General features: G+C 72.3%; 20 protein-coding genes and 1 pseudogene. 12 read left to right on the top strand and 9 right to left on the bottom strand.

Annotated elements, in window-relative coordinates; genetic code table 11:
* Positions 1 to 4 precede the first annotated feature (4 nt).
* From ACIBQ1_RS34660 to ACIBQ1_RS34650, 3 genes are all read right to left on the bottom strand, one after another.
* Complete coding sequence (locus tag ACIBQ1_RS34660; protein WP_397283523.1) at positions 5 to 1,768, bottom strand: bifunctional sugar phosphate isomerase/epimerase/4-hydroxyphenylpyruvate dioxygenase family protein; 1,764 nt, start codon at positions 1,766 to 1,768, stop codon at positions 5 to 7.
* 9 nt (positions 1,769 to 1,777) lie between these two features.
* A complete protein-coding gene (locus ACIBQ1_RS34655) occupies positions 1,778 to 2,623 on the bottom strand; it encodes a shikimate dehydrogenase (RefSeq protein ID WP_397283522.1) in 846 nt (281 codons plus the stop codon).
* 111 nt (positions 2,624 to 2,734) lie between these two features.
* Positions 2,735 to 3,316 (bottom strand): TetR/AcrR family transcriptional regulator, encoded by a 582-nt coding sequence (locus ACIBQ1_RS34650; RefSeq protein WP_397283521.1) that lies wholly within the window; start codon positions 3,314 to 3,316, stop codon positions 2,735 to 2,737.
* Positions 3,317 to 3,462: 146 nt separating this feature from the next.
* Between ACIBQ1_RS34650 and ACIBQ1_RS34645 the strand changes: the two genes are divergently transcribed.
* Complete coding sequence (locus tag ACIBQ1_RS34645) at positions 3,463 to 4,995, top strand: MDR family MFS transporter (RefSeq protein WP_397283665.1); 1,533 nt, start codon at positions 3,463 to 3,465, stop codon at positions 4,993 to 4,995.
* A 103-nt stretch (positions 4,996 to 5,098) separates the two neighbouring features.
* A complete protein-coding gene (locus ACIBQ1_RS34640; RefSeq protein ID WP_397283520.1) occupies positions 5,099 to 5,995 on the top strand; it encodes a hypothetical protein in 897 nt (298 codons plus the stop codon).
* Positions 5,996 to 6,001: 6 nt separating this feature from the next.
* Here ACIBQ1_RS34640 and ACIBQ1_RS34635 read toward each other — a convergent pair whose 3' ends face one another.
* The 3 genes from ACIBQ1_RS34635 to kstD form a co-directional block, all read right to left on the bottom strand.
* A complete protein-coding gene (locus tag ACIBQ1_RS34635) occupies positions 6,002 to 7,864 on the bottom strand; it encodes a serine hydrolase domain-containing protein (protein WP_397283519.1) in 1,863 nt (620 codons plus the stop codon).
* A gap of 72 nt (positions 7,865 to 7,936) precedes the next feature.
* Entirely contained in the window at positions 7,937 to 8,800 is an 864-nt protein-coding gene (locus tag ACIBQ1_RS34630) for an LLM class flavin-dependent oxidoreductase (protein WP_397283518.1), read from the bottom strand.
* Between the two features lie 41 nt (positions 8,801 to 8,841).
* Positions 8,842 to 10,599, bottom strand: coding sequence for a 3-oxosteroid 1-dehydrogenase (gene kstD / locus ACIBQ1_RS34625; RefSeq protein ID WP_397283517.1), 1,758 nt, complete (start codon positions 10,597 to 10,599; stop codon positions 8,842 to 8,844).
* Between the two features lie 105 nt (positions 10,600 to 10,704).
* On the opposite strand from kstD, the gene ACIBQ1_RS34620 reads away from it, so the two are divergent.
* Positions 10,705 to 11,955, top strand: coding sequence for an alpha/beta hydrolase (locus tag ACIBQ1_RS34620; protein WP_397283516.1), 1,251 nt, complete (start codon positions 10,705 to 10,707; stop codon positions 11,953 to 11,955).
* Positions 11,956 to 12,119: 164 nt separating this feature from the next.
* Here ACIBQ1_RS34620 and ACIBQ1_RS34615 read toward each other — a convergent pair whose 3' ends face one another.
* A complete protein-coding gene (locus ACIBQ1_RS34615) occupies positions 12,120 to 12,551 on the bottom strand; it encodes a non-reducing end alpha-L-arabinofuranosidase family hydrolase (protein WP_397283515.1) in 432 nt (143 codons plus the stop codon).
* A 163-nt stretch (positions 12,552 to 12,714) separates the two neighbouring features.
* On the bottom strand, positions 12,715 to 13,587 hold the full coding sequence (locus tag ACIBQ1_RS34610; RefSeq protein ID WP_397283514.1) for an alpha/beta fold hydrolase: 873 nt from the start codon (positions 13,585 to 13,587) through the stop codon (positions 12,715 to 12,717).
* A 255-nt stretch (positions 13,588 to 13,842) separates the two neighbouring features.
* On the opposite strand from ACIBQ1_RS34610, the gene ACIBQ1_RS34605 reads away from it, so the two are divergent.
* The 6 genes and pseudogenes from ACIBQ1_RS34605 to ACIBQ1_RS34580 all read left to right on the top strand — a co-directional run bounded on the left by ACIBQ1_RS34605 (position 13,843) and on the right by ACIBQ1_RS34580 (position 18,634).
* The gene (locus tag ACIBQ1_RS34605) at positions 13,843 to 15,846 is read left to right on the top strand and encodes a BTAD domain-containing putative transcriptional regulator (RefSeq protein ID WP_397283513.1); all 2,004 of its coding nucleotides are present in this window, start codon (positions 13,843 to 13,845) and stop codon (positions 15,844 to 15,846) included.
* 117 nt (positions 15,847 to 15,963) lie between these two features.
* A pseudogene (locus ACIBQ1_RS34600) lies at positions 15,964 to 16,185 on the top strand (ATP-binding cassette domain-containing protein); the annotation flags it as partial.
* A gap of 49 nt (positions 16,186 to 16,234) precedes the next feature.
* Positions 16,235 to 16,672, top strand: coding sequence for a hypothetical protein (locus ACIBQ1_RS34595; RefSeq protein WP_397283669.1), 438 nt, complete (start codon positions 16,235 to 16,237; stop codon positions 16,670 to 16,672).
* Positions 16,669 to 17,283 carry an ABC transporter permease gene (locus tag ACIBQ1_RS34590; RefSeq protein WP_397283512.1) on the top strand — a complete coding sequence of 205 codons (615 nt, stop codon included), beginning with the start codon at positions 16,669 to 16,671 and terminating at the stop codon, positions 17,281 to 17,283. Before ACIBQ1_RS34595 ends, ACIBQ1_RS34590 begins: the two co-directional genes overlap by 4 nt.
* The gene (locus ACIBQ1_RS34585) at positions 17,223 to 18,044 is read left to right on the top strand and encodes a sensor histidine kinase (RefSeq protein ID WP_397283511.1); all 822 of its coding nucleotides are present in this window, start codon (positions 17,223 to 17,225) and stop codon (positions 18,042 to 18,044) included. The genes ACIBQ1_RS34590 and ACIBQ1_RS34585 overlap by 61 nt, the downstream gene beginning before the upstream one ends.
* A complete protein-coding gene (locus ACIBQ1_RS34580; RefSeq protein ID WP_397283510.1) occupies positions 18,041 to 18,634 on the top strand; it encodes a response regulator in 594 nt (197 codons plus the stop codon). Before ACIBQ1_RS34585 ends, ACIBQ1_RS34580 begins: the two co-directional genes overlap by 4 nt.
* 34 nt (positions 18,635 to 18,668) lie before the next feature.
* Here ACIBQ1_RS34580 and ACIBQ1_RS34575 read toward each other — a convergent pair whose 3' ends face one another.
* Positions 18,669 to 19,850: an FAD-dependent monooxygenase gene (locus ACIBQ1_RS34575; RefSeq protein WP_397283509.1), complete on the bottom strand. Its 1,182-nt coding sequence runs from the start codon at positions 19,848 to 19,850 to the stop codon at positions 18,669 to 18,671.
* Between the two features lie 101 nt (positions 19,851 to 19,951).
* Between ACIBQ1_RS34575 and ACIBQ1_RS34570 the strand changes: the two genes are divergently transcribed.
* The 3 genes from ACIBQ1_RS34570 (at position 19,952) to ACIBQ1_RS34560 (ending at position 22,301) form a co-directional block, all read left to right on the top strand.
* Entirely contained in the window at positions 19,952 to 20,626 is a 675-nt protein-coding gene (locus ACIBQ1_RS34570; protein ID WP_397283508.1) for a TetR/AcrR family transcriptional regulator, read from the top strand.
* Positions 20,627 to 20,733: 107 nt separating this feature from the next.
* Positions 20,734 to 21,843 (top strand): threonine aldolase family protein, encoded by a 1,110-nt coding sequence (locus ACIBQ1_RS34565; RefSeq protein WP_397283507.1) that lies wholly within the window; start codon positions 20,734 to 20,736, stop codon positions 21,841 to 21,843.
* On the top strand, positions 21,840 to 22,301 hold the full coding sequence (locus tag ACIBQ1_RS34560) for a GNAT family N-acetyltransferase (RefSeq protein ID WP_397283506.1): 462 nt from the start codon (positions 21,840 to 21,842) through the stop codon (positions 22,299 to 22,301). The genes ACIBQ1_RS34565 and ACIBQ1_RS34560 overlap by 4 nt, the downstream gene beginning before the upstream one ends.
* Positions 22,302 to 22,446 lie beyond the last annotated feature (145 nt).

Below are 22,446 nucleotides of genomic sequence, written 5' to 3'. Positions count from 1 at the left end.
CATCTTAGTGAGGTCCGGCGTGCTGCACGGAGAGACGGATGGGGGCGTTCCCGGCGCCGTACCCCTGGTAGCCGCCCGTGCGCTGGACGATCTCGAAGAAGACGCGGCCGACGGTGACGGTGTACAGGTGCAGGAACTCGCCGTGCCCGTCCCGGTCGTACAGCACGCCCAGCTCCCTGAGCTCGGGGTCGACGTTGTCGTGGCGGGCCTCCAGGTCGTCGTAGTAGTTGGCGGGGATGGGCAGCAGCAGCTCCGGGCACTCGGCCCGCAGGCGGCGGGCGACGGCCACGACGTCGTCGCAGGCGAGCGCGACGTGCTGCCACGGCTGGTCCCTGGCGCCGACCTGGGCGAGGTTGATGACCATCCGCACCGCTCCCTCGGCGGCCGACATCGCCTTGCTGCGGAGCAGTCCGTACGGGTCGGGCAGCTCCAGGCTCTCCTGCGGCTGGAGGCCGAGCACGGTGCGGTAGAACAGCTCGGCCTCGTCGAAATAGTGGAACGGCTGGGTGAGGGCCACGTGGTCGATGCGGGTGATCTCCCCGGCGACCGGCCCAGAGAGCGGCCCAGAGACCGGCCCAGAGAGCGGCCCCGAGGGGCCGAAGTCGTCGAGCCAGGCCGTGTCGCAGAAGAAGATCTGGGTGCCGTCGGGGGCGGCGACGGCGTCCAGGCGCGCCTCCCTGGGCGCGCGCTCGCGCGGCAGCACCGGCGACAGCAGCGACTCCGCGTGCTTGACCGCCCCGCCGGGGTCGGGGCTGTCGAGCCCGATGGCGACCAGCGCGGGGTCCCCGCCGGTACCGTTGAGGAGCAGCCGCGCCCCGCCCTGTTCCCACAGCTCGACGGGTTTGGTGGGATGCCTCCCGGTACGCTGGAAGCCGAGCGCGGCCAGCACCCCGCCGAGGGCCTCCGGGTCGGCCAGCTCCGCGAAGGCGAACCCGGTGGGCACGGCCGGATGCGCGGCCCCGTACAGGGTGTCCTCCAGGGCGATGAGCGAGCGCATGCCGTCGCGGGCCGTGCGGGCGGTGCCGGCCTGGCGGAAGTGGTCGTTGAACACCTCCAGCGAGAGCGGCCCGGTGTATCCGGCGTCGAGGACGTGCCGGACCAGCCCGGCCACGTCGAAGTTGCCCTGGCCGGGGAAGCAGCGGTAGTGGCGGCTCCATTGCAGCACGTCCATGGCCAGCAGCGGCGCGTCGGCAAGCTGGAGGAAGAAGATCTTCTCGCCGGGGATCGCCTCGATGCCGATCGGGTCGGAGCCGCGCGAGAGGATGTGGAAGCTGTCCAGGCAGGTGCCCAGGTTCGGGTGGTCGGCCAGGCGCACCAGGCGCCAGGCGTGCAGATACTCGTTGACGTGCCGGCCCCAGGCCAGCGCCTCGTACGCGATGCGGATCCCGTGCTCGGCGGCCCGTTCGGCGAGCAGCCGCAGCTGGGCCGCGGCCAGCTCGTCGTCGCCGATCGCGGCCGGCGAGACGTTGGAGCAGACCAGCAGCAGGTCGGCGCCCAGGCGCTCCATGGTCCGGAACTTGTGCTCGGCGCGGCGCAGGTTGCGGGCCAGCAGGTCGGCGGGCACGGCCTCGAAGTCGCGGAACGGCTGGTAGAGGTCGATGGAGAGCCCCAGGTCCGCGGCGCGGGCCCGGATCTCCTCGGGTGGCAGCGGGCAGACGAGCAGGTCGTTCTCGAAGATCTCCACGCCGTCGAACCCGGCGGCTGCGATGGCGTCCAGCTTCTCGGTCAGGGTGCCGCTCACCGACACGGTGGCGATGGACTTGCGCACAACTTCTCCTCAGACGGTCACCAGGTCGGTCAGGTGGGCGAGCATGCGCTCGGTGTCGGGCTCGCGGCCGGTGAACAGGCGGAAGGCGTGCGCGGCCTGGAAGACGACCATGCCGCCGCCGTCCAGCGTCCGGCAGCCCGCCGCGCGGGCCTGCTTGAGCAGCTCCGTCTCCAGCGGCCGGTACACGATGTCGGCCACCCACAGGCCGGGGCGCAGCAGCGAGGCGGGCAGCGGCAGCCCCGGGTGGTGCGCCATGCCGGTGGGCGTGGCGTGCGCCAGCCCGTCCGCCTCGGCGAGCAGCGCGGGCAGGTCGTCGCGGCCGGCGGCGCGGGCCCGGGCGGCGCCGAACCGGGAGCTCAGCTCCGCCGCCAGCCGCGCCGCCCGGCCGGGGTCGGCGTCGACGAGGGTCACCCGGTCGGCGCCCAGGGTGAGCAGCGCGTGCCCGACCGCGGCCCCCGCGCCGCCCGCGCCGAGCTGCACGACCCGGCGGGTGGGCGCCTCGGGCAGGCCACGGGCGAACGACTCGGCGAACCCCGTCCAGTCCGTGTTGTGCCCGATGGCGCGCTCGCCGTCGAACACGACGGTGTTGACGGCGCCGAGCATGCGGGCGTCCGGCGACAGGTCGTCCAGGTGCGGGATGACGCTCTGCTTGCACGGGTGGGTGATGTTGAGCCCGTCGTAGCCGAAGCGGCGCGCGGTGCGTACCAGCTCCCCCACGTCGAGCCCGAGCACGTCGGTGTCGAGCAGCCGGTAGACGTAGTGCAGCCCGTGGTGGACGGCCTCCCGCTCGTGCAGCGGCGGGCTGAGCGAGGGGCCGATGCCCGAGCCGACCAGCCCTGTCAGGAACGAGGCCATCAGTTCTTCCTCTCCGGCGGATGGGACAGGTGGGTTGGACGCCTCCTAATGTACGTACTAGTGAGTTAGCTGGCTAGACGCGGGCCGGCACCGGCGCACCCCGGCTCTACGTCAGGCGAACGGCCGGGCCACCTGGTCCAGCACCGCGTCCGTGTGCTCGCGCAGCGTCCGGGTCTCGTCGTCGAGCCACTTCTGCGTGGCGATGCGCATCGCGACCAGGAAGGCGGCGGCGATCACCGTGGGATCGACGCCTCCGGCCTGCTCGCGCCCGGCCACCGCCCGGCTCAGCTCCTTCTCCAGGCGCATCCGGCCGGCCAGCTGCCGGGCCAGCAGCGAGGGGTGGCGCATGACCAGCCTTGTGCGCACGAGCCACTCCCGGTCGAGGCCGCCGTTCTCGCTGTCGAAGATGTCCAGCGCGCCGCGCAGCGCCTGCCAGGCCGACAGCTCGGCCGGCTGCTCGCGCACCCGCCGGACGAGTTCGAGCAGGCGCTGCTCGTCGCCGTAGAGCAGCGCCTCCTCCTTGCCGTCGAAGTAGTTGGAGAACGTCCGGCGCGAGATGTTGGCGGCGTCGGCGATGGCCTCGACCGTGACGTTGTCCAGGCCGTGCTCGATCGCCAGCCGCAGCGTGGCCTCGTGCACCGCCGTGCGGGTCTCGGCCTTCTTGCGCTCGCGCAACCCCATTGTGCTGTCCATGACGCAGGCAAGCTTACCCGGCGGGAATAGATGCCCATTGCGCAAAGTTTCCCATTGAGCATGTATGGTGTCCCGGTCTAACGTACTCAGTTGGAGGTCCGCGCATGAGCGCACAGACGGCAGCGCCGTCGTCGGCGGCGGAGCCGATGGCCCACCGCCAGGTTCTCGAGGCCCTCAGCGGCCTGTTACTCGTCCTCTTCGTGGCGATGATCAGCGGCACCGTCGTGTCGGTCGCGCTCCCCCAGATCATCGGCGCGCTCGACGGCAGCCAGTCGCAGTACACGTGGGTGGTCACGGCCTCCCTGCTGGCCTCGACCGCCTCCACCCCCATCTGGGGCAAGCTGGCCGACCTGTTCAACAAGAAGCTGCTCCTGCAGATCTCCATCGTGATCTTCATGGTCAGCTCGCTGGCCTGCGGCTTCGCCCAGAACACCGGGCAGCTCATCGCCTTCCGCGCGATCCAGGGCCTGGGCATGGGCGCCCTGCAGATCCTCGCGCAGGTGATCATCGCCGCGATGATCAGCCCCAAGGAGCGCGGCCGCTACAACGGCTACCTCGGCGCGGTCATGGCCGTGGCCACCGTCGGCGGCCCGCTGCTCGGCGGCCTCATCGCCGACACCTCCTGGCTGGGCTGGCGCTGGTGCTTCTTCATCGCCGTGCCGTTCACCGTCATCGCCTTCGCCCTGCTGACCAAGACCCTGCGCGTCCCGACCGTGCGCCGCTCGGACGTGAGCATCGACTACTGGGGCGCCACCCTCATCGCCGCCGGCGTCAGCGTCCTGCTCATCTGGGTCACCTTCGTCGGCAACGAGTTCGACTGGCTGTCCTGGCAGACCGCGGCCATGGCGGGCGGCGGCGTGCTCCTGCTCGCCCTGGCCACCTGGGTCGAGTCCCGGGTCAAGGAGCCGGTCGTGCCGCTGCACGTCATCAGCAGGCGCACCCCCGCCCTGGCCATCCTGGCCAGCCTCGCGGTCGGCATGGCGATGTTCGGCGGCTCGGTCTTCCTGGGCCAGTACTTCCAGATCGGGCGCGGGTACGGCCCGACCGCCGCGGGCCTGCTGACGATCCCGATGATGGCGGGCGTGCTGCTCTCCTCGACCGTCAGCGGCCGGATGGTCTCCAGGAGCGGCCGGACCAAGCCGTACATCCTGACCGGCCTGGTCGTCCTGACGCTCGGCTTCGCCGGCCTGGCCACCATCGACCACCGGACCTCGTTGGTGCTGATCTCCGCGTACATGCTGGCCGTGGGCGTCGGCGTCGGCATGTCGATGCAGAACCTCGTCCTCGTCATCCAGAACACCGTCCCACTGCGCGAGATCGGCGCGGCCAGCGGCTCGATCACCTTCTTCCGCTCGCTCGGCGGCACCGTCGGCGTGTCGGTGCTCGGCGCCGTCCTGGCCAACCGGGTGGCCTCCAACATCGCCGAGGGCCTGGCCAAGGCCGGCATCCCGGCGGGCGGGCAGGCGGCGGGCGGCAGCCTCGACATCGCCGCGCTGCCCGAGCCGATCAAGCTGATCATCAGGTCCGCGTACGGCGACGCCACCGGCCACATCTTCCTCATCTCGGCCGCGATCGCCACCGTCGGCCTCGTCGCCGCGGCCTTCCTCAAGCCGGCCAAACTCCGCGACAGCCTGGACCTCCCCGACCCCGCCAAGGAGGAGACCCCAGCGAACGCCTGACGGCAAGGATTCGCCAGTTCATGGTCATCCGCGGGTCGCTGCGGAGTGGGGTGGATTCCGGCGCGGTAAGAGGAGACCCGGGGATCAGGGATCGGGAGGCACCATGGACCCGTCCGCAGGCGACGAAGCCGGACTCGGCCAGGACCTCGCCCGCGTGGGCCGCATCCTCGCCCAGATCGTCGCGCCGACCACTTTCATCGCGTCGGTCCTGATGTATTTCGGATCGGTCCGCCTCAGCACCATGTACTGGAAGTTCGGGGTCAATTCCAGCATGCTGAGTTTCACCTTCCAGGACTATGTGTTGCGTAGCATCGATGTGGTCGAGGTACCGCTGGTGCTCTTCCTGCTGGGGCTCCTGGTGGTCCTCCGGGCGGCGCCCTTCGCACACAAGGCGCTGATCCGATGCACCTCCCGGCATCGCGACGCCACGGTAGGGGCCATCCTGGCACTCGCCACGCTCGGATTCGCGAGCATCGCGGTGGCCATGGTGGCCATGTTCGATCAGTGGCGTCCGCCTCCGCCATTCTTGGTCGCGCCGCTCTGCCTGGACGTCGGCGTGATCCTTGTGTACTTCAGCGTGTACCTGTACACCATCAACTCCGGCCCGGTGGTTTCCTCCACGAGCCAGATCGTCCAGCGCACGGTCTTGGCAGCCTTTCTCCTGATCTCGCTGCTGTGGGTGGTGACCCATCGTGCGAAGACAGTGGGAGAGGAAGACGCCCAAAAGGTAGAGGCAACCATGCTGGGCGTGGTTGTCTACGCGCCACAGCCGCTGAACATGAAGGGTCCGGGAATCACGGAGACCCCGCTCATGGAGCCGAACGCGAGATACCGCTACCAGTACACCGGCCTGCGCCTCCTGATCCATTCCAACCGGCAGTATTTCCTCCTGCCCGCCTGCCGAGGCTCCGCCCCCGAGGCGCGGGCGATCGCTCTACCGGCCGACGGTTCGGTCAGGCTCGAGACCTTCAAGGTCGAGAAGAAGCCGACCTGCCCCTGAGGCCGGTCAGGCCCAGCCGTAGACCGAGCGGACGGCGGCGGCGATCTCGTTGACCAGGGTCATGTTGTTGCCGTTGGCCAGGATCGCGTACCCGGCCCCGAGCTCCGGGTAGCCCTTGAACACGGACTTGAAGCCGTGGTTGGAGCCGTCGTGGGTGTAGGAGAAGCTCTTCGTCCCGGAGCCGGCGATGAAGAAGCCCCGCCCCATGGTGGGCTCGGGGCCCGCGGTGAGCAGGGTGCGGACCGACGTCTTGGTGAGCGGCCCGGCGATGTCGCCGGAGGCGGTCCACGCCTTGTTGAGGTAGCACACCAGGCGGCACAGGTCGAGGACGTTCGTGTAGAGGCCGGCGGCGGCCGACTCCGGGTAGCGGTTGCGCTTGCCGGGGATCACCGTGCCGGTGGCGGTGTGGCCGGCGGCCAGTTCGAAGCCCGGCGACAGCGCATAGGAGCTGTTCTTCATACCGAGCGGTCCGAACACCTCCTTGTCCATGTAGGAGGCCAGCGACAGGCCGCTCTGCTGCTCCACCATCCGCTGCAGCAGCACGAACCCGCCGCCGGAGTAGTGGAACTCGGCCCCGGGGGCGGTGGTGAGCTCGATCTTCGGGGAGTTGCCCTCGCCGTTCATGACCTGCAGCAGCGACGGCACGGTCGCGCCGGGGCCGTAGCCGGCGAAGCCGCCGCCGCCCGTGTCGAAGCCGGAGCAGGCATCGGCCGGGGAGGTGGAGCCGCGGCCGACGATGCCGGCCCGGTGCGTGAGCACGCGATCGATGGTCGGCACCGCCGTCGAGGAGACGCAGGAGCGGCTCGGCAGGGTCCAGCCCAGGTGGGGGCGGATGTCCCCGGTCAGGGGCTGCTTGAGCGTCTGCGCCAGGCGCAGGACGCCGACCGAGGCCACGGCCTTGCTGATGGAGGCGGCCTGGAAGGCGGTCTCGGGGTGCGCGGCGGCGCCGCTGCCGGCCTCCAGCCAGCCGTACCCGGTGGACCAGGCGATCTTGTTGCCGACCACCACGGCGACGGCCACGCCTGGCGTCTTCCACGCGTTCATCCGCTGCCAGACGGTCGCGCCGCCGACCGCGTTCTCGACCTGGCGCACCCGGTCGGCGGGCAGTGCCGGGACCTTGCCGCGCGTGCTCACCGACCAGCCGCCGGCCGGTGAGAAGGCGACGTTGTGCAGCTGCCAGCCGCCGGCGGCCAGCTCGTTCAGCTTCTTGAAGCAGGCGTCGTCGACGGCGCGCGCGTGGAACTCGTCCTGCGCGACGACCACCCACCCGCCGCTCTTGGGGAAGGCGACGCGGGTCACGCGGCGCCCGCCCTGCGTCAGGTTGCGCATCATCTGGTAGCACTCGTCGTCGACGCCGCGGGTGTAGAAGCCCGTGGTGTCGGCCACCACCCAGCGGTCGCCGCCGGCCGGCGGGAAAGCGACGTGCACGACCTGCCGCCCGGCCGTGTAGGAGTCGCTGACGCGCTGGTGGCACGCCTCGGGCAGGCCGCGCGCCGCCATCCCCTTGTCACTCGTGATCACCCAACGGTCGCCGCCCTCCGGCGGGAAGGCCACACAGTGGATCTTCGCCCCGGATTTGACCATCTTTCCGAGCTCGGCGAAACACGCGTCGGGCACGCCACGGGCGAAATAGCGGCCGTCCTGGGTGACGACCACCCAGCCGTTCGACGGCGTGAACGCGACAGTGGTGAGGCCGTACGGCGCCAGCTCCCCCGTCTTGGCATGCAGCTCGGCGGGGACGCCCGCGTCGGCGAACGGGTAGCTCGCCGCCAGCGCCGGCCGGGTCAGGCCCGCTGCGGACAGGCCCGCGGCGCCTGCCAGGGTGCCCGTCAAGGTGCCGGTCAGAGTGAGGAAGCGTCTGCGGTCCAAGGGGGAAACTCCTCAGGGGACAATGGTCACGAACTGCGTTTGAATCATGGCAGACCGCAGAGACTCCTCGATTCACCGCACGGCGGGCGGGCCCTGCTCGATGCGGCGCAGCACGGGGGCGAGCCGTTCCAGGTCGGGGCCGTCGATCGGCTGGCGCTCGTCCCACCAGGTGGCGCCGGCGTCCATGAGCGGCCCGAGCAGGTCGCGCGACTGCGCTCCGTCGGCGGGGCTGACGCCGCCGACGACGAGCTCGAAGGGGCCGTCGTCCTCGCGGCGCTGCTCACGCACGTACGCGGCCAGCTCCCGCACCTGGTCGACGGGCGGGCCGTACCCGTGCGAACCCGGCCCGAACAGCGGGACCGCGCCGTCCCAGCGGGCGGCCCGGCGCATCGGCCGGCGGTTGGGCCAGAACCCGGCGACCCAGACCGGCGGGCGGGGGCGCTGCGCGGTCGGCGGCAGCAGGGCCACGTCCTCGGCCCGGTAGTGCCGCCCGTGATGGGTGACCGGCTCGCCGCTCCAGTAGCGGGCGAGCAGGCCGAGCCCTTCGTCGAGTCGCTCGGCGAGCACGACGGGGTCGGTGGGCTCGCCGAAGCTGCCGTACTCGTCCTCGACCGGCCCGCCCAGCCCCGCGCCGAAGATCACCCGGCCGCCGCTGAGCACGTCGAGCGTGGCGACCTGGCGGGCCAGCTGCTGCGGCCGGCGCCGGGCGACCGGGGTGACCAGGGTGCCGAGCCTGATCCGGGTGGTCGCCAGCGCCGCCGCGGTCAGCAGCATCCAGGGGTCGCCGAACGCGCGCCGCTTGCTCTTGACGTGGACGACGTGGTCCCAGACGAACAGCGCGTCCCAGCCCGCCTGTTCCGCGGCGACGGCCACCGAGGCGACGGTCCTGGGGTCGGCGAAGTCGCCGAAGTTCGGAATGTTGATCGAGAAGTGCATCCCGCCATGCTGCTGGCCCGCGGCGGGGGACGGCAATCGTATTAAGGCGTGTCGGCGATGTCGTTGGCGGCCACGTATCCGAAGGTCATGGCGGGGCCGATGGTCGAGCCGGAGCCGGCGTAGCTGTGGCCCATGACGGCTCCGCTGGCGTTGCCGGCGGCGTACAGGCCGGGGATGACCGAGCCGTCGGCGCGCAGCACGCGTGCCTTGGCGTCGGTGCGCATCCCGCCCTTGGTGCCGAGGTCCCCTGGGACGATCTTGAACGCGTAGAAGGGCGGCAGCCACAGCGGCGCGAGGCACGGGTTCGGCTTGACCAGCGGGTCGGCGTAGTAGCGGTCGTAGGCGCTGTCGCCCCGGTGGAAGTCGAGGTCCTTGCCGGTCGCGGCGAACCCGTTGAAGCGGTCGACGGTGCCGCGCAGCGCCGCCTGCGGGACGCCGATCTTCTGGGCCAGCTGCTCGATCGTCCACGCCTTGTACGCGGCGCCGCTGGTGAACCACTCGTCGGGCAGCGGCAGCAGCGGCGCGACGTCCCGGAACAGGTACTTGTTGCGGTAGTTCTGGTCGACGACGAGCCAGGCGGGGATGTGCGACGCGGACGGGGTGTTGCGGTCGTACATGACGTGGACGACGTCGCTGTAGGGGGCGCCCTCGTTGACGAAGCGCACGCCGTTGCCGTTGACCAGGAGGCAGCCCGGCAGGGTGCGTTCGGCCAGGCAGAAGTACGGCTCGTCGGGCAGCGGGATGGCCGGGCCCCACCAGGCGTCGTCCATGAGGTCCAGCGCGGCGCCGACCCGTTCGCCGGCCTCGATGCCGTCGCCGGTGTTCTCCTTGGCGCCGACGGTCCAGCTCGTGCCGATGGGCTGGCGCTGGAACTCCGTACGCATGGCCGCGCTGTGCTCGAACCCGCCCGAGCCGACGATCACGCCGCGCTTGGCCCTGATCAGGCCGGTCGGCGTGACGACGCCGGTGACGCGGCCGGACTCGACCTTGAGGTCGAGCAGCGGGGTGTTCAGCAGGACCGGCACGCCGGCCGAGAGCAGCCCCGCGCGCAGGCCGGCGGCCAGGGACTGGCCCATGGTCAGCGGCTTCTCGCCGCGCAGCGCCGCCTCGGTGCCGCGCAGCAGGCACGCGGCGCTCACCTCGAGGCCCTTGGGGTTGACGGCGGCGAGCGTCAGCCACTTGTAGTCGGCGCTGTAGACCACCAGGCCCGCGGGGGTCTGGATGTACGGGCCGTTCAGGCGGGCCAGCTCGGCGCCGAGGATGCGGCCGTCGAGCTGGGCGGGCTCGATGGAGCGCCCGTTCGGCATGCCGCCGGGGAACTCCGGATAGTAGTCCGAGTAGCCCTCCATGAACCGGAACCGCAGCGGGCTGTTCCGCATCACGAACGAGATCATCGCCGGCCCGGCGGCCAGGAAGGCCCGCTGCCGCTCGATCGGCACGGTGTCGCCGACGACGCGGGCCAGGTAGGCGGCGGCCTTGGCCGGGGTGTCCTGGACTCCGGCGGCGAGGATGACCTCGTTGCACGGGATCCAGATGCCCGCGCCCGAACGGGCGGCCGAGCCGCCGAACGTCGGGGCCTTCTCCACCACGACCGCGCGCAGCCCGCGCTTGGCCGCCGTCAGCGCCGCGGTCATCCCGGCGGCCCCGGCGCCGACCACCACGACGTCGTACTCGACCTCGGCACGGGCCGGCGCGCTGCCGAGCGCGGCGCCCGCGACCATTGCGCCGCCCGCCACGGCGGCCCCGCGTAACAGGGCGCGCCGGCTCTGGCCCTGGGGGGTGAGGCTGGATTCGACCATGACGGCAAGCATGCGCTTGGTTGTTTTCACTGTCAATGCGGCCGGGTGTTGACGCCGCCGCCGAAGCCTGGTGCCATGATCGGGACGGTCCGTAGAGGAGATGCGATGCGACGGTTTGCCGCCGTGCTCCTGTTCGCCGCGGCGCTCGTGGCGCCGGCGACGACGGCGTACGCCGAGACGTGCTCGACCACGCTCCCCCAGCCGAACGGCCACGGCATCACCTGCCTGCGGGTCGAGCGACATCCCCAGAGCGACGGTTCGGAGCTGCGCGACGTCGTCATGACCTCGACGGCGATCTTCCAGGCGGCCGGCGGCACTCCGGTGATCGATCCGCTGGCCCACGAGATCACCGTGCGCCTCTACCTGCCACCCGGGTACGACCCCGCCAGGAGCGCCCGCTACCGCTCCCTCTACCTCATCAACGGCGGCGGCGACAACTTCGACGAGTGGACGACCAAGACCGACCTCGTGTCCCTGATCCGCACCACGCCCGGCCATCCGTACGACGGCATCGTGGTCATGCCGACCGGCGGCATGACCGGCTGGTACAGCGACTGGGCCGGGCGTACGGACGGATATTTCGCGCCGAAGTGGGAGACGTACCACATCTCCCAGCTCATCCCGTGGATCGACGCCAACTTCAACACGATCGCCAACCGGTCGGGGCGGGGCCTCGCGGGGCTGTCGATGGGCGGGTTCGGCACGCTGAAGTACGCCGCCGCGCACCCCGACCTGTTCTCCGTCATCGGCGCCTTCTCGCCGGGCATCGACCTGCGCGGCAAGCCCGCCCAGCGAACGGTCTCCGACTCGATGTGGCAGGCCGGGGCCGCGATCACCATCGCGGACCTGGGGCCGTACCGGGTCAACAAGTACGACGGCTGGCTGCCCGTGCTCGACCAGCGGCAACAACTCGTCTACCGGCTGGACACCCTGTTCGGGCCGCACACCACCAGCGCCTCCGGGGACTACGACTGGCCCTCCGCCAACCCGGCCGTGCTCGTGACGCAGGGCAGGTACGCGCCCTTCAGCGGCAGGCTCGGCCTGTACGCGGGCGGCTGCGCCACGCTGCCGCGCGACTCGTCGAACCAGTACATCCTCGGCGACGGCAGCGGCCCGGCACCCCCGGAGTGCGGCTACAGCACCACGTCCCAGCAGAACACCGAGGCCCTGTCGGTGAACGAGGCCATCCTCGGCTCGTACGCGAGCGTCTTCGACCAGACCCTGACCGGCCTGGGCGTCGGCCACCGCTACTGCTACGGCACGGGCGGCCACGACTGGAACTCCTGGCCCGCCATGCTGGTCGACTTCCTGCAGTACGCCTACGGCACGGCCCCGCCGCGCTGCCCGAACGCCTGACGCCCCCGGCGGTCAGATCGCCGCCAGGTCACGCACCATCGGGCCCGCCCGCAGCGCCCTGGCCGTCTCGTCCGGCTGCCGGCGCGACGGATCATCCGGCCACCGCGGACGAACGCGGCCCGTACACCACATTGAAGGAGCGGAACTCGGCGGGCGGGAGCCGGTCAGCACGTGGAGTCGGTCTGGGTGAGCAGGGCCAGCCGCCACGGCAGCGTGTTGTAGTCGCCTCCGGCGTTCGGGTCCTTGCCCTGGTAGAGGTAGCGCAGCCGGCAGGGGCTGATCGTCAGCGTCTGGTCGTAGCCGTCGCGGATCATCTCGCCGTGGCTGATGTCGCTGGTCCACGCGCCCGAGTCGAAGGTGACGTTGTTCGAGCGGGCGAACGGGTTGCTCTCGGTGTCCGCGAGCCGGCTCCACGGGCCGGTGATGCCGGTGGAGGTCCAGGAGCGGAAGTAGCGCTTGCCGTCGCCGCCGATGGCCTCGACCAGCAGCAGGTACTGGTTCGCGCCTTTGATCTTGTAGACGTTGGAGGCCTCGAACAGGTTGTTCCTGTTGGCGTCCTGCATGGCGATGACGGTGTTGGTATCGCGACGATCCACGACCGAAGGCGATAACGGCGGTGCACGGCATCCTCCCAGGGCCTCGACCCGAGAACGCCAGTGTCGGGAGCGGGTCCGAAAAGTGTCAACGACTCCCCTAAACGTTTCGGCCTCCACGCCCCCGGCACCCTCGCCATACGCACGTCACAACAGGCTGAAACTTTCAGAGAGCTATGAGCTCCCGCAGCGCCTTGGCGACGTCGGCGGGCGCCTCCTCGGCCATGAAGTGACCGTGGCCGACGGTGACGTGCCGTAGGTCCGGCGCCCACGCCCGCCACAGCGCCGCCGCGTCGTAGCCGAGGGCGGCGCCCCAGTCCTGCTGCAGCACCGTCACCGGCATCTCCAGGCGCCGCCCCGCCTCCCGGTCCGCCCGGTCGTGGTCGGCGTCGATGCCGGCCGAGGCACGGTAGTCGGCCACGATCGAGGGGATCGCGCCCCGGCAGGCCTCCAGGTACGCGGCACGCACGCCGGCGGGGATCGCCTGCGCGTCGCCCGTCCAGGCGTCGAGGAAGTGGCCGAAGAAGAGGTCCGGGCAGGCCGCGATCATCGCCTCCGGCAGACCGGGCGGCTGCGCCATCAGATAGAGGTGGAAGCCGACCGCCGCCGACGCCCCGCGCATCACCTCCCACATGTCCACGGTCGGCAGCACGTCCAGGCAGGCCAGATGGGTGATCGCGGCGGGGTGGTCGAGCCCGGCCCGGAAGGCCACCAGGGCGCCGCGGTCGTGCCCGGCCAGGGCGAAACGCTCGTGCCCGAACGCGCGGGCCAGCGCCACGACGTCGGCGGCCATGGTGCGCTTGGCGTAGGTGTCCGGTCCGGTCTCGGCGGGTTTGTCGCTGGCGCCGTACCCACGCAGGTCGGGGCAGATCACCATGTGGCCGGCCGCGAGGTCGGCGGCGACGTGCCGCCACATGACGTGCGTCTGCGGGAAGCCGTGCAGCAGCACGATCGGGCTGCCCTCGCCCGCGACGGCCGCGTTGAGCGACACGCCGTCGGCCACGGGGACGCGGTGGTAGGTGAAGCCTTCGATGATCACAGCGGTGCTCTCCTCCGGTTGGCTCGGCTGGTCGGGCTCCAGCGTGCCGGGCGTGAATGAGCATCCGATCAGCGCGCTACCGTGACCAGAGGCCGCCCACCCTGCGACGCCGCGCGTCCCCGGGCATCGGGCCGCGTCCGCCGAACCCGGTCGCCGGGGCTGCCCGCCCACTGGCGACGCGAGGCCCCCGCCGGTGGGCGGGCAGGGCGCGGAGCCGCGAATCGGCCGGAAGGCGTGGACGGAGGAGAACCGGGGGTGACGGGAGAAGTGCCAGCGACGACGTTCGGCGTGCTGGGACCGGTGACGGCCTGGGACGGCGCGGGGGACGCGATCGGCCTGAAGGGGCCGCGCCATCGCTCCGTGCTGGCCCGGCTCATCGTCGCCCGGCGCCGCGTCGTCCCGGTCGCCCACCTGGTGACGGACCTGTGGGAGGACCCGCCGCCGGACGCGGTGGGCGCGCTGCGCACGTTCGTGGCGGCGCTGCGCCGGGCGCTGGAGCCGCAGCGCCCGCCCAGGTCCCCGGCCCGGCTGCTGGTCACCGAGGGTCCGGGCTACGCGTTGCGCGCCGAGCCTGACGCGGTGGACGCCTGGCGCTTCGAACGGTCGGTATCCGCCGCGGGGCCGCCCGAGGACGTGCTCCCCCGGCTCGAGGAGGCGCTGGGATGGTGGCGCGGGCCCGCCTACGCCGACTTCCCCGACGAGCCCTGGGCCCGCGCCGAACGTTCCCGGCTGACGGAGCTGCGGCTGCACGCCGTCGAACGCCTGGCCGAGGCCCGCGTGGCCCTGGGGGCGGCCGGGGAGGCGGTCCCGGACCTGGACGCGCACGTCGCCGAACATCCCTGGCGGGAGGAGGGCTGGCGGCTGCTGGCTCTGGCGCTGTACCGCACCGGCCGCCAGGGCGACGCGCTCGCGGTGCTGCGCCGGGCGCGGGAGCTGCTGGTCGAGCAGCTGGGCGTGGACCCCGGCCCCGGGCTGCGCCGCCTGGAGGCGGACATCCTCCACCACGCCCCGCACCTCGACCCCGGCCGCCAGGGCCCGGCGGACACGGTGTGGGCACGGGCGACCGCCGCCTACGACCGCAGCGTGCCTTCGGGCGCGCGGGCCCGGCTGGAGTCGACGGTGGGGCTGATGCGCGACCTCGCCGTGACGGGGGGCGGCGGCCTGCGGGCGGCCCGCCAGCACCGGGTGGCGGCCGTCGCGGCGGCCGAGGAACTCGGGGACGCGGAGCTGACGGCCCGCGTCATCGGCGCCTACGACGTACCCGCGATCTGGACCCGCCTCGACGACCCCGGCCAGGCGGGACAGGTGATCGCAGCCGCCGAACGCACCCTCGCCGCCCTCCCACCGGGCCCCGCCGCTCCCCCGAAGGTCGCGACCGCGCCCCCACCGGGCACGGCGCGCGACGCGCTGCGCGCCCGCCTGCTGGCCACGATCGCGCTGGAGTCCCGCGGAACGAACGCGACGCGCGGACCCGCCGCCGCCCGGGAGGCGGAGCTGCTCGCGCGCCGGCTGGACGATCCGGGGCTGCTGGCGTTCGCGCTCAACGGCGTGTTCATGCAGACGTTCCACCGCACGGGCCTGGCACCGCGCCGGGACGCCGTCGGCGCCGAGCTGATCGCGCTGTCGGCCCGGCACGGCCTGACCACCTACGAGGTCCTCGGCCATCTCATCCGCCTCCAGGCCCGCGGCGCGCTCGCGGACTTCGCCGGAGCCGACGCCCACGCGACCGCCGCCGATCGCCTGGCCGCGCGGCACGAGCTGCCGCTGGTGAACGTGTTCACCGAGTGGTACCGGGCACTGCGCCTCGACGCGACCGGTCAGGCCCCGCCGCGGGAGGTCGAGGCGGCCTACCGGGCCGCCGCCGCCCGGCTGGACGGCGCCGGCATGCCCGGCCTGGAGCACGGGCTCCTGCCGCTCGCCCTCCTGTGCCTGCGCGTCCGCCATGCCCTGCCCACACCGGCCGACGAGAGCAGCGACTTCGGACCTTACGAGCCGTGGACGCGTCCGCTGGTCCTGCTCGGCCACGGGCACCGCCGCGAGGCCGCGGCGAAGCTGCGCGACGTGCCCGACCCGCCGCACGACCTGCTCCAGGAGGCCATGTGGTGCCTGGTCGCGCGGGCCGCCGTCGCCGTCGGCGACAGGGAGACGATGGCACGCGCCCGCGTCGCGCTCGCACCCGCGGCGGCCGAGCTGGCCGGCGCGGGCAGCGGCCTCCTCACCCTGGGCCCGGTCTCCGAGCACCTCGGCCTGCTCGGCTGAGACCGCCGGACGCGGCGGCGGCCGGATCGTGGCGCCCTTGGGCTGACATGTGTCACATCGTCCGCGCTGACCTATGGCACTTCAGCCGGTCCCGCGCCCTCGGTCAGGCTGGTGGCCATGCGAACAGCAGTGGAACTCAAGGCCGTGAGCAAGCGTTTCGGCGACACCGTCGCGCTCGACGGCGCGGACCTGAACGTCGGGGAAGCGGAGACGGTCGCCGTTCTCGGGCCGAACGGCGCGGGCAAGACCACGATGTTGTCGATCGCCCTCGGGCTCCTCGGCCCCAGCTCCGGAACGGCCCGGGTCTTCGGCCGCACGCCCCTGGAGGCGCTGCACGCCGGCGAGGTCGGCGCGCTCCTGCAGGACTCCGGGCTGCTGGAGGCTGCTCGTGCTCGACGAGCCCACCGTGGGGCTGGACGTCGAGAGCCGCCGCGCGCTGTGGCAGGAGGTACGCGCCCGCACGGCCAAGGGCCGCACGGTGGTCTTCGCCACCCACTACCTCACCGAGGCCGACGACTACGCCGACCGGGTCGTCCTGCTCGCCGGCGGAAAGATCGTCGCCGACGGCCCGGTGAACACCATCAAATCCCTGGTCGGCGGCACGGAGGTGCGTTTCGTCCTCGACCGCGCCGACGTGAACGGGCTCGAGACGCTGCCGGGCGTGCGCCAGGTGCGGATCGAGGGGCGTGCCGTCGCGCTGCGCACGGGTGACTCCGACGCCACGCTTCGCGCCCTGTTCGCGACGTTCGACGATGTCCGGGAGGTACGCACCATGAGCACCGATCTGGAGAGCGCCGTCCTCAGCCTGACGGGAGGAGGGGGATGAGGTCGTACCTGAGACTCGAACTGCGGCGCGCCTTCCGCAACCCGGCCGGGCTGATCATGCTCACCGGCTTCCCGCTGGCGCTCTACCTGCTGTGGACCAAGGTGCTCAACGTGGTGCCGCAGGGGCAGCGCGGCGACTTCGCCGCGTTCTCCATGGTCTCCATGGCCACGTACGGCGCGATGGGGGGCGCGCTGTTCATCGGGGGCGCCATCGCGCTGGAGCGGAGCAAGGGCTGGTCGCGGCAGCTCGCGGTGACGCCGCTGCCGCCGCACGGCTATGTGGTGGCCAAGCTGGTCAGCGGGATGGCGGGCGTGCTGCCGAGCATCCTCGTCGTGCTGGCCGCGGGCGCGGGGCTGGGCGGGGTGCGGCTGTCCCCGTGGACCTGGCCGGCGCTGGTGGTGCTGATCTGGCTGGGCGTCATGCCCTTCGCCGCGCTGGGCATCGCGTTCGGCTACACCCTCAGAGGGCAGGCGGCGAACCTGGCCATGATGGCCGTCTACTTCGGGCTGTCCGTCCTGGGCGGCCGTGGGCGTACGTCTGCTTCGTTCTGGTGGTCTCCGCGCTGGCCGCGTCGCTGCGGCCGGTCGTGTTCGTCGCGGCGACGGTGGTGACGGCGGTCGTGGACGTGGTCGTCCTGCGGGTGCTGGGAGCGCCGTTCGCCGGGATCTGGTGGGTGCCGCTCGTCATCGCGGTGCAGGCGGTGGTGGTGCAGAGCCTGAAACAGATGGGGGTGCTGGTGGCACGGTTGGAGGCGGCCCGCGCCGAGGTCGCGCAGATGGCCGTCGAGAACGAGCGGCTGCGTTTCGCCCGGGACCTGCATGACATCCTCGGCCACACGCTCACGTCGATCACGATCAGGAGCCAGCTCGCGGCGCGGCTGGCCCGTACCGACCCCGACCGCGCCGCCCGCGAGATGACCGACGTGGAGCACGCCGCCCGCCAGGCCCTCGACGAGGTACGGCACGCGGTCACCGGCTACCGCGCCCCCGCCCTGTCGGAGGAGCTCGACAAGGCGGCCCGCGGTCTGCGGGCCGCCGGGATCGAGCTGGAGGTCTCGCCCGCCGAGGGGCCCATCCCCGCTTCCGCCGAGATCGTGCTGGCCTGGGCCGTACGGGAGGCCGTGACCAACGTGCTGCGCCACAGCCGGGCCGGACGCTGCCGGATCGACCTGAGCGTGGACGACACGGCCGCAGGCCTGGAGGTCCGCGACGATGGCACTCCCCCGAACGACGAGTCCGGCGCGGCGCGGGCCGGGCACGGGCTCACCGGGCTGGCCGAGCGGGTCGCGGAGGCCGGCGGTCGGCTGGAGGCGGGGGTGCCGCCCGGCGGGGGATATCGGCTGTGCGTGCGCGTCCCGCTGGAGGCGTCATGATCCGGGTGCTGATCGCCGACGACCAGGACCTGGTCAGGGGCGGCCTGGCGGCGCTCCTCGCGCTCGAGGACGGCATCGAGGTGGTGGCCGAGGTCGGGCGCGGGGACCTGGTCGAGTCCGCGGTGGCCGAGCACGATCCCGACGTGGTCCTGCTCGACATCGAGATGCCCGGACTGTCGGGCCTCGACGTCGCCGAACGCCTCCGCGGCCGCCGGGTGATCATCGTGACCACGTTCGGCAGGCCCGGCTACCTCAGCAGGGCGCTGGATGCCGGTGTGGCCGGTTTCGTGGTGAAGGACGCCCCTGTCACCGAGCTGACGGCCGCCGTGCGGCGGGTGATGACCGGCGAACGGGTGATCGACCCGCGGCTGGCGGTGAGCGCGCTGACCGTGGGGCCCAGCCCGCTCACCCAGCGAGAGACCGAGGTGCTGCGCGTGGCGGCCGACGGCAGCACCGTGGCGGACATCGCCCGCAGGCTCTTCCTCACCGAGGGGACCGTACGCAACTACCTGTCCTCCGCCATCGGCAAGACGGGAGCCCGCAACCGGGTCGAGGCCGCTCGCGTGGCCGAGTCCCGAGGGTGGCTCTGACCTGCTGCCCCGATCGTGCCTTCGCGCGGGCGTCTCAGGTGGCCGCGCCCAGGGGAGGCGTCCAGGTGAAAGCCGCTCCCGCCGCGCCGATCAGCAGGGAGTCCGGCAACGCCGAGGCGACGGCGTCGCGGATCAGCGCCGCGGCCGGGTTGCGGGTCTGCATGATGTGTCCGAGCCGGCCCGAGGTACGTGCCATCCGCTCGGTCCGAGGTCGCCGCAGAGCGTCATACGTGCGCAGCCCGGCGTCGATCCCGCTGTCCTCGATCGCCGCTGCGAGGGTGACGGCGTCTTCGACGGCGAGGCAGGCTCCCTGGCCGATGTCGGGCGTGACGGCGTGGGCGGCGTCGCCCAGCAGAGCCACCCGGCCGTGCACGAACCCCGGCAGCCTGTCCCGCAGGTAGTAGACATCGTGCCGCAGCAGCGTGGTCTCCGGCGTGGCCGTCATGAGCGCCGGGATGGGGTCGTGCCAGTCGGCGAACCTGGCCGCGAGCAGGCCGAGGTCGTGCTCGGGCGTGGCGTGCTCGGGGACGCTCTCGCAGGCGAACCAGTAGGTCTGGCCGTCGTTGATCATGGCCATGCCCAGGCGGGCACCGCGCCCCCAGGTCTCCGACAGCACGGGGGTCACGCCCAGGGCCGCGCTCCGCTCCGCCGGGACGATGCCGCGCCAGACGGTGTATCCGGCGTAGGTGGCGCCGGGGTAGTCGGGCAGCAGGGCCGTACGCAGGCGGCTGCCGATGCCGTCGGCGGCCACCACCAGGTCCGCCGTCGCCGAGACCGCGCCATGCGGGGCCTGGAAGGTGATCGTGGCGGCGTCGGCGTGCAGCTCGACTCCCGTGGCCCGGTGACCGGTGTGCAGCGCGGCGGGATCGAGCCCGGTCATGAGGAGCCGGTGGAGTTCGGCGCGGTGGAGGGCGTAGAACGGCGTGCCGTAGCGACTTTCGAAGCTCGCGGCGGGAATGTGGGCCACGCGCGCGCCCCTGCGCAGGCGGATCTCCAGGCTGAGCTGGCGTTGCGCACGATCGCGCAGGGCCTCCCCGAGGCCGAGGTGGTCCAGGGCCTTGACGGCGTTGGGCGCGATGCCGACGCCCGCCCCGACCGGGGCGACAGCGGATGCCTGCTCGTAGACCACCACGTTCCACCCGGTGCGTCGCAGGGCCTGGGCCGCCGTCAGGCCCCCGATCCCCGCCCCGACGATGATCGCCGTCTTCCCGTTCACTGCGGCACCTCCGTTGGTCAAACACTCGTTTCAAACTATCGTTTGAAACGAGTGTTATAGCATGCTTCCTCCAGCCGGCGCCGCCCCGAAGGAGAGATGCAGTGGTCGAAGCCGACCGCGACCCCAGGACGCGAGAGGCGGCCTCCACCCGGGACCGGCTCATCGCGACGGCCGTGCGACTGTTCGGCGAGAAAGGGATCGCGGCCACCTCGCTGCGGGCGTTGACCGACGCGGCCGGAGCCAACATCGCCGCGGTCAACTACCACTTCGGGTCCAAAGAAGGCCTGCTGCGCGCCGTCATCGACCGGACGATGCGCGTGGTCAACGACGAACGCCGCCACCGTCTGGACGACCTCGAATCAGCGTCCGAGCCGCCCTCCATGCCCGCCCTGGTGCGCGCCTTCGTCGAACCCGCCGCGGACCTGGTGGATCGGCACGGCCCCGGCGGGCCCGACATCGCCCGCTTCATCGGGCGGGTCATCAGTGAGCCCGATCCGCAGACCCGGCAGATCTTCGCCGATCAGGTCCGCCCCGTGGAGGGACGCTACCTGGTCGCGCTGGGCCGCGCCCTGCCCGGCGTCGACGACGAGCACGTCCGGTTCGCCTTCACGTGCATGGTCGGCCTGCTGAGCCTGCACCAGACCGGGACTTTCCGGACAGTGGACTGGCAGCCGGGACCCAACCGCACCCCGCCGGACGGCCGGCCGGGCGCCGCCGACCGCGAGCGACTGGTCGCCTTCATCACCGGCGGAATCCTGGCGACCCTCCCGGACTGAGCCGCCACCGGCGCCTGAGGGGCGCGGCGGTGACGGCTGCGATATACCTAACCCCGGTAAGGTTCATTATAGTTGCACATCAGTCGCAACTACGAAGGAGATGCCTCATGCGCGACGCCAACCCGCCCGTGCGCAGGTCGCTGTTCCTGCACGCGCCGATCCGCCGCAAACCACGCGTGATGCTGGAGCAGATGCTGGCCCTGGTGGACGACGACACCCCGGCGGACGGCCCCGACGGCCCGGTCGCGGTGCTGGAGCGCCGGCTGGCCGAGTTACTCGGCAAGGAGAGCGCGCTGTTCTTCCCCAGCGGGACGATGGCGCAGCAGGTGGCGTTGCGCCTGCACGCCGACGACCGCGGGCGCCGCACTTTTGCCGCCCACCCGCAGTCGCATCTGGAGGTGTGGGAGGAGCAGGGCTACAACGCCGTGCACGGCCTGCGGGTGCGCCGTACCGGGGACCTGCACGAGCTGATCACCGTCGGCGACCTGGCCGCGATCGGCGAGCCGCTCGCCGCGGTCGTCTGGGAGCTGCCGCAGCGCGACCTCGGCGGCCTGCTGCCCGAATGGGAGGAGCTGTGCGCGCAGGTCGAGCTCGTACGGGCGACCGGCGCCGCCGCGCACCTGGACGGCGCCCGGTTGTGGGAGGCCCAGACCTACTACCGGCGGCCGTTCGACGAGATCGCCGCGCTCTTCGACACCGTCTACGTCTCCCTGTACAAGAGCCTGCAGGGCGTGCGCGGCGCGGTGCTCGCCTCCGATGCCGCGACGATCGACGCCGCCCGCGTGTGGCGACAGCGGCTCGGCGGCGGCATCCGCGACGCCTGGCCGCTCGCCCTGGCCGCCCTGGTCGGCCTCGACACCCTGGCCACGCGCATGCCCGCCTACCGGGAGCACGCCATCGCCATCGCCGCCGCGATCAACGCCGACGGCGCCGCCCGCGCCCACCCCGACCCGCCGCAGACACCGCTGTTCCACGTCCACCTGCCGGCCGGTCGGCGCGCCGTCGAGCGGGCCGGCGAACAGATCCTCACCGAGCACGGCATCCAGCTCTGGGGCCGGGTCCGCTCCGCGCCCGATCCCGGCCGCTGCAGCTTCGAGATCAGCGTCGGCGACAACTCCATGGACTTCACCCCCGGCGAGGTGGTCGCCCTGATCCACGAACTGCTCGACCGCGCCGCCGCCGTACCGGAGGTCTCCTCGCCCCGGGGCCGGGCATGAACACCACTTCCGAGAGGACCACCGTGATCTCCATCCGCCGCGCCACCTCCGGCGACGCCTCCACCGTGCACGGCCTCATCCGTGCGCTGGCCGAGCACCAAGGCCAGACCTCGGCCGTCACCGTGAGCGTCGCCGACCTCCAGCGGCTGCTGACCCGCCCGGAGATCACTTACCTGATCGCCGAGCGGGACGGCCGACCCGTCGGTTACGTCTCCTGGCTGGAGCGCATCAGCTTCTGGTCCGGCGAGGACTACCTCGCGCTGGACGACCTGTACGTGACCGAAGCCGAACGCGGGGGCGGCGTGGGCGAGCAACTGATGCGGGCGGCCGCCGAGGCCGCGAAGGGCCGGCTGATCCGCTGGGAGGTGGCCGAGGCCAACGTGGCGGCGCAACGCTTCTACGCACGCATCGGCGCGGACCTCATCACCAAGAAGATCGGCCGCTGGCAGCCGAGATAGCCCGCCCGCGGCAACCGGGCCGCCCCTCGTGGCGCGGCGTCAGCGGGTGAGCGCTCCCGCATGGCCCTCGAAGGCGAGAGTCATATCCGGCTCCAGCTCGCCCCGGCGGCGCGCGCTCCGCACCAGTCCCTTTCGGGGAAGTGCT

This window comes from Nonomuraea sp. NPDC050153 (genome assembly GCF_044460125.1).
Classification (GTDB): domain Bacteria; phylum Actinomycetota; class Actinomycetes; order Streptosporangiales; family Streptosporangiaceae; genus Nonomuraea.
Note: the sequence above shows the minus strand (reverse complement) of the source record. Positions and strands in the feature narration are given on the sequence as shown.

Bases quoted from the DNA above. Each gene is read 5' to 3' on its own strand.
- ACIBQ1_RS34655 (WP_397283522.1), bottom strand. From the start codon at position 2,623: ATGGCCTCGTTCCTGACAGGGCTGGTCGGCTCGGGCATCGGCCCCTCG.
- ACIBQ1_RS34650 (WP_397283521.1), bottom strand. From the start codon at position 3,316: ATGGACAGCACAATGGGGTTGCGCGAGCGCAAGAAGGCCGAGACCCGC.
- ACIBQ1_RS34645 (WP_397283665.1), top strand. From the start codon at position 3,463: ATGGCCCACCGCCAGGTTCTCGAGGCCCTCAGCGGCCTGTTACTCGTC.
- ACIBQ1_RS34640 (WP_397283520.1), top strand. From the start codon at position 5,099: ATGGACCCGTCCGCAGGCGACGAAGCCGGACTCGGCCAGGACCTCGCC.
- ACIBQ1_RS34630 (WP_397283518.1), bottom strand. From the start codon at position 8,800: ATGCACTTCTCGATCAACATTCCGAACTTCGGCGACTTCGCCGACCCC.
- kstD (WP_397283517.1), bottom strand. From the start codon at position 10,599: ATGGTCGAATCCAGCCTCACCCCCCAGGGCCAGAGCCGGCGCGCCCTG.
- ACIBQ1_RS34620 (WP_397283516.1), top strand. From the start codon at position 10,705: ATGCGACGGTTTGCCGCCGTGCTCCTGTTCGCCGCGGCGCTCGTGGCG.
- ACIBQ1_RS34590 (WP_397283512.1), top strand. From the start codon at position 16,669: ATGAGGTCGTACCTGAGACTCGAACTGCGGCGCGCCTTCCGCAACCCG.
- ACIBQ1_RS34580 (WP_397283510.1), top strand. From the start codon at position 18,041: ATGATCCGGGTGCTGATCGCCGACGACCAGGACCTGGTCAGGGGCGGC.
- ACIBQ1_RS34565 (WP_397283507.1), top strand. From the start codon at position 20,734: ATGCGCGACGCCAACCCGCCCGTGCGCAGGTCGCTGTTCCTGCACGCG.
- ACIBQ1_RS34560 (WP_397283506.1), top strand. From the start codon at position 21,840: ATGAACACCACTTCCGAGAGGACCACCGTGATCTCCATCCGCCGCGCC.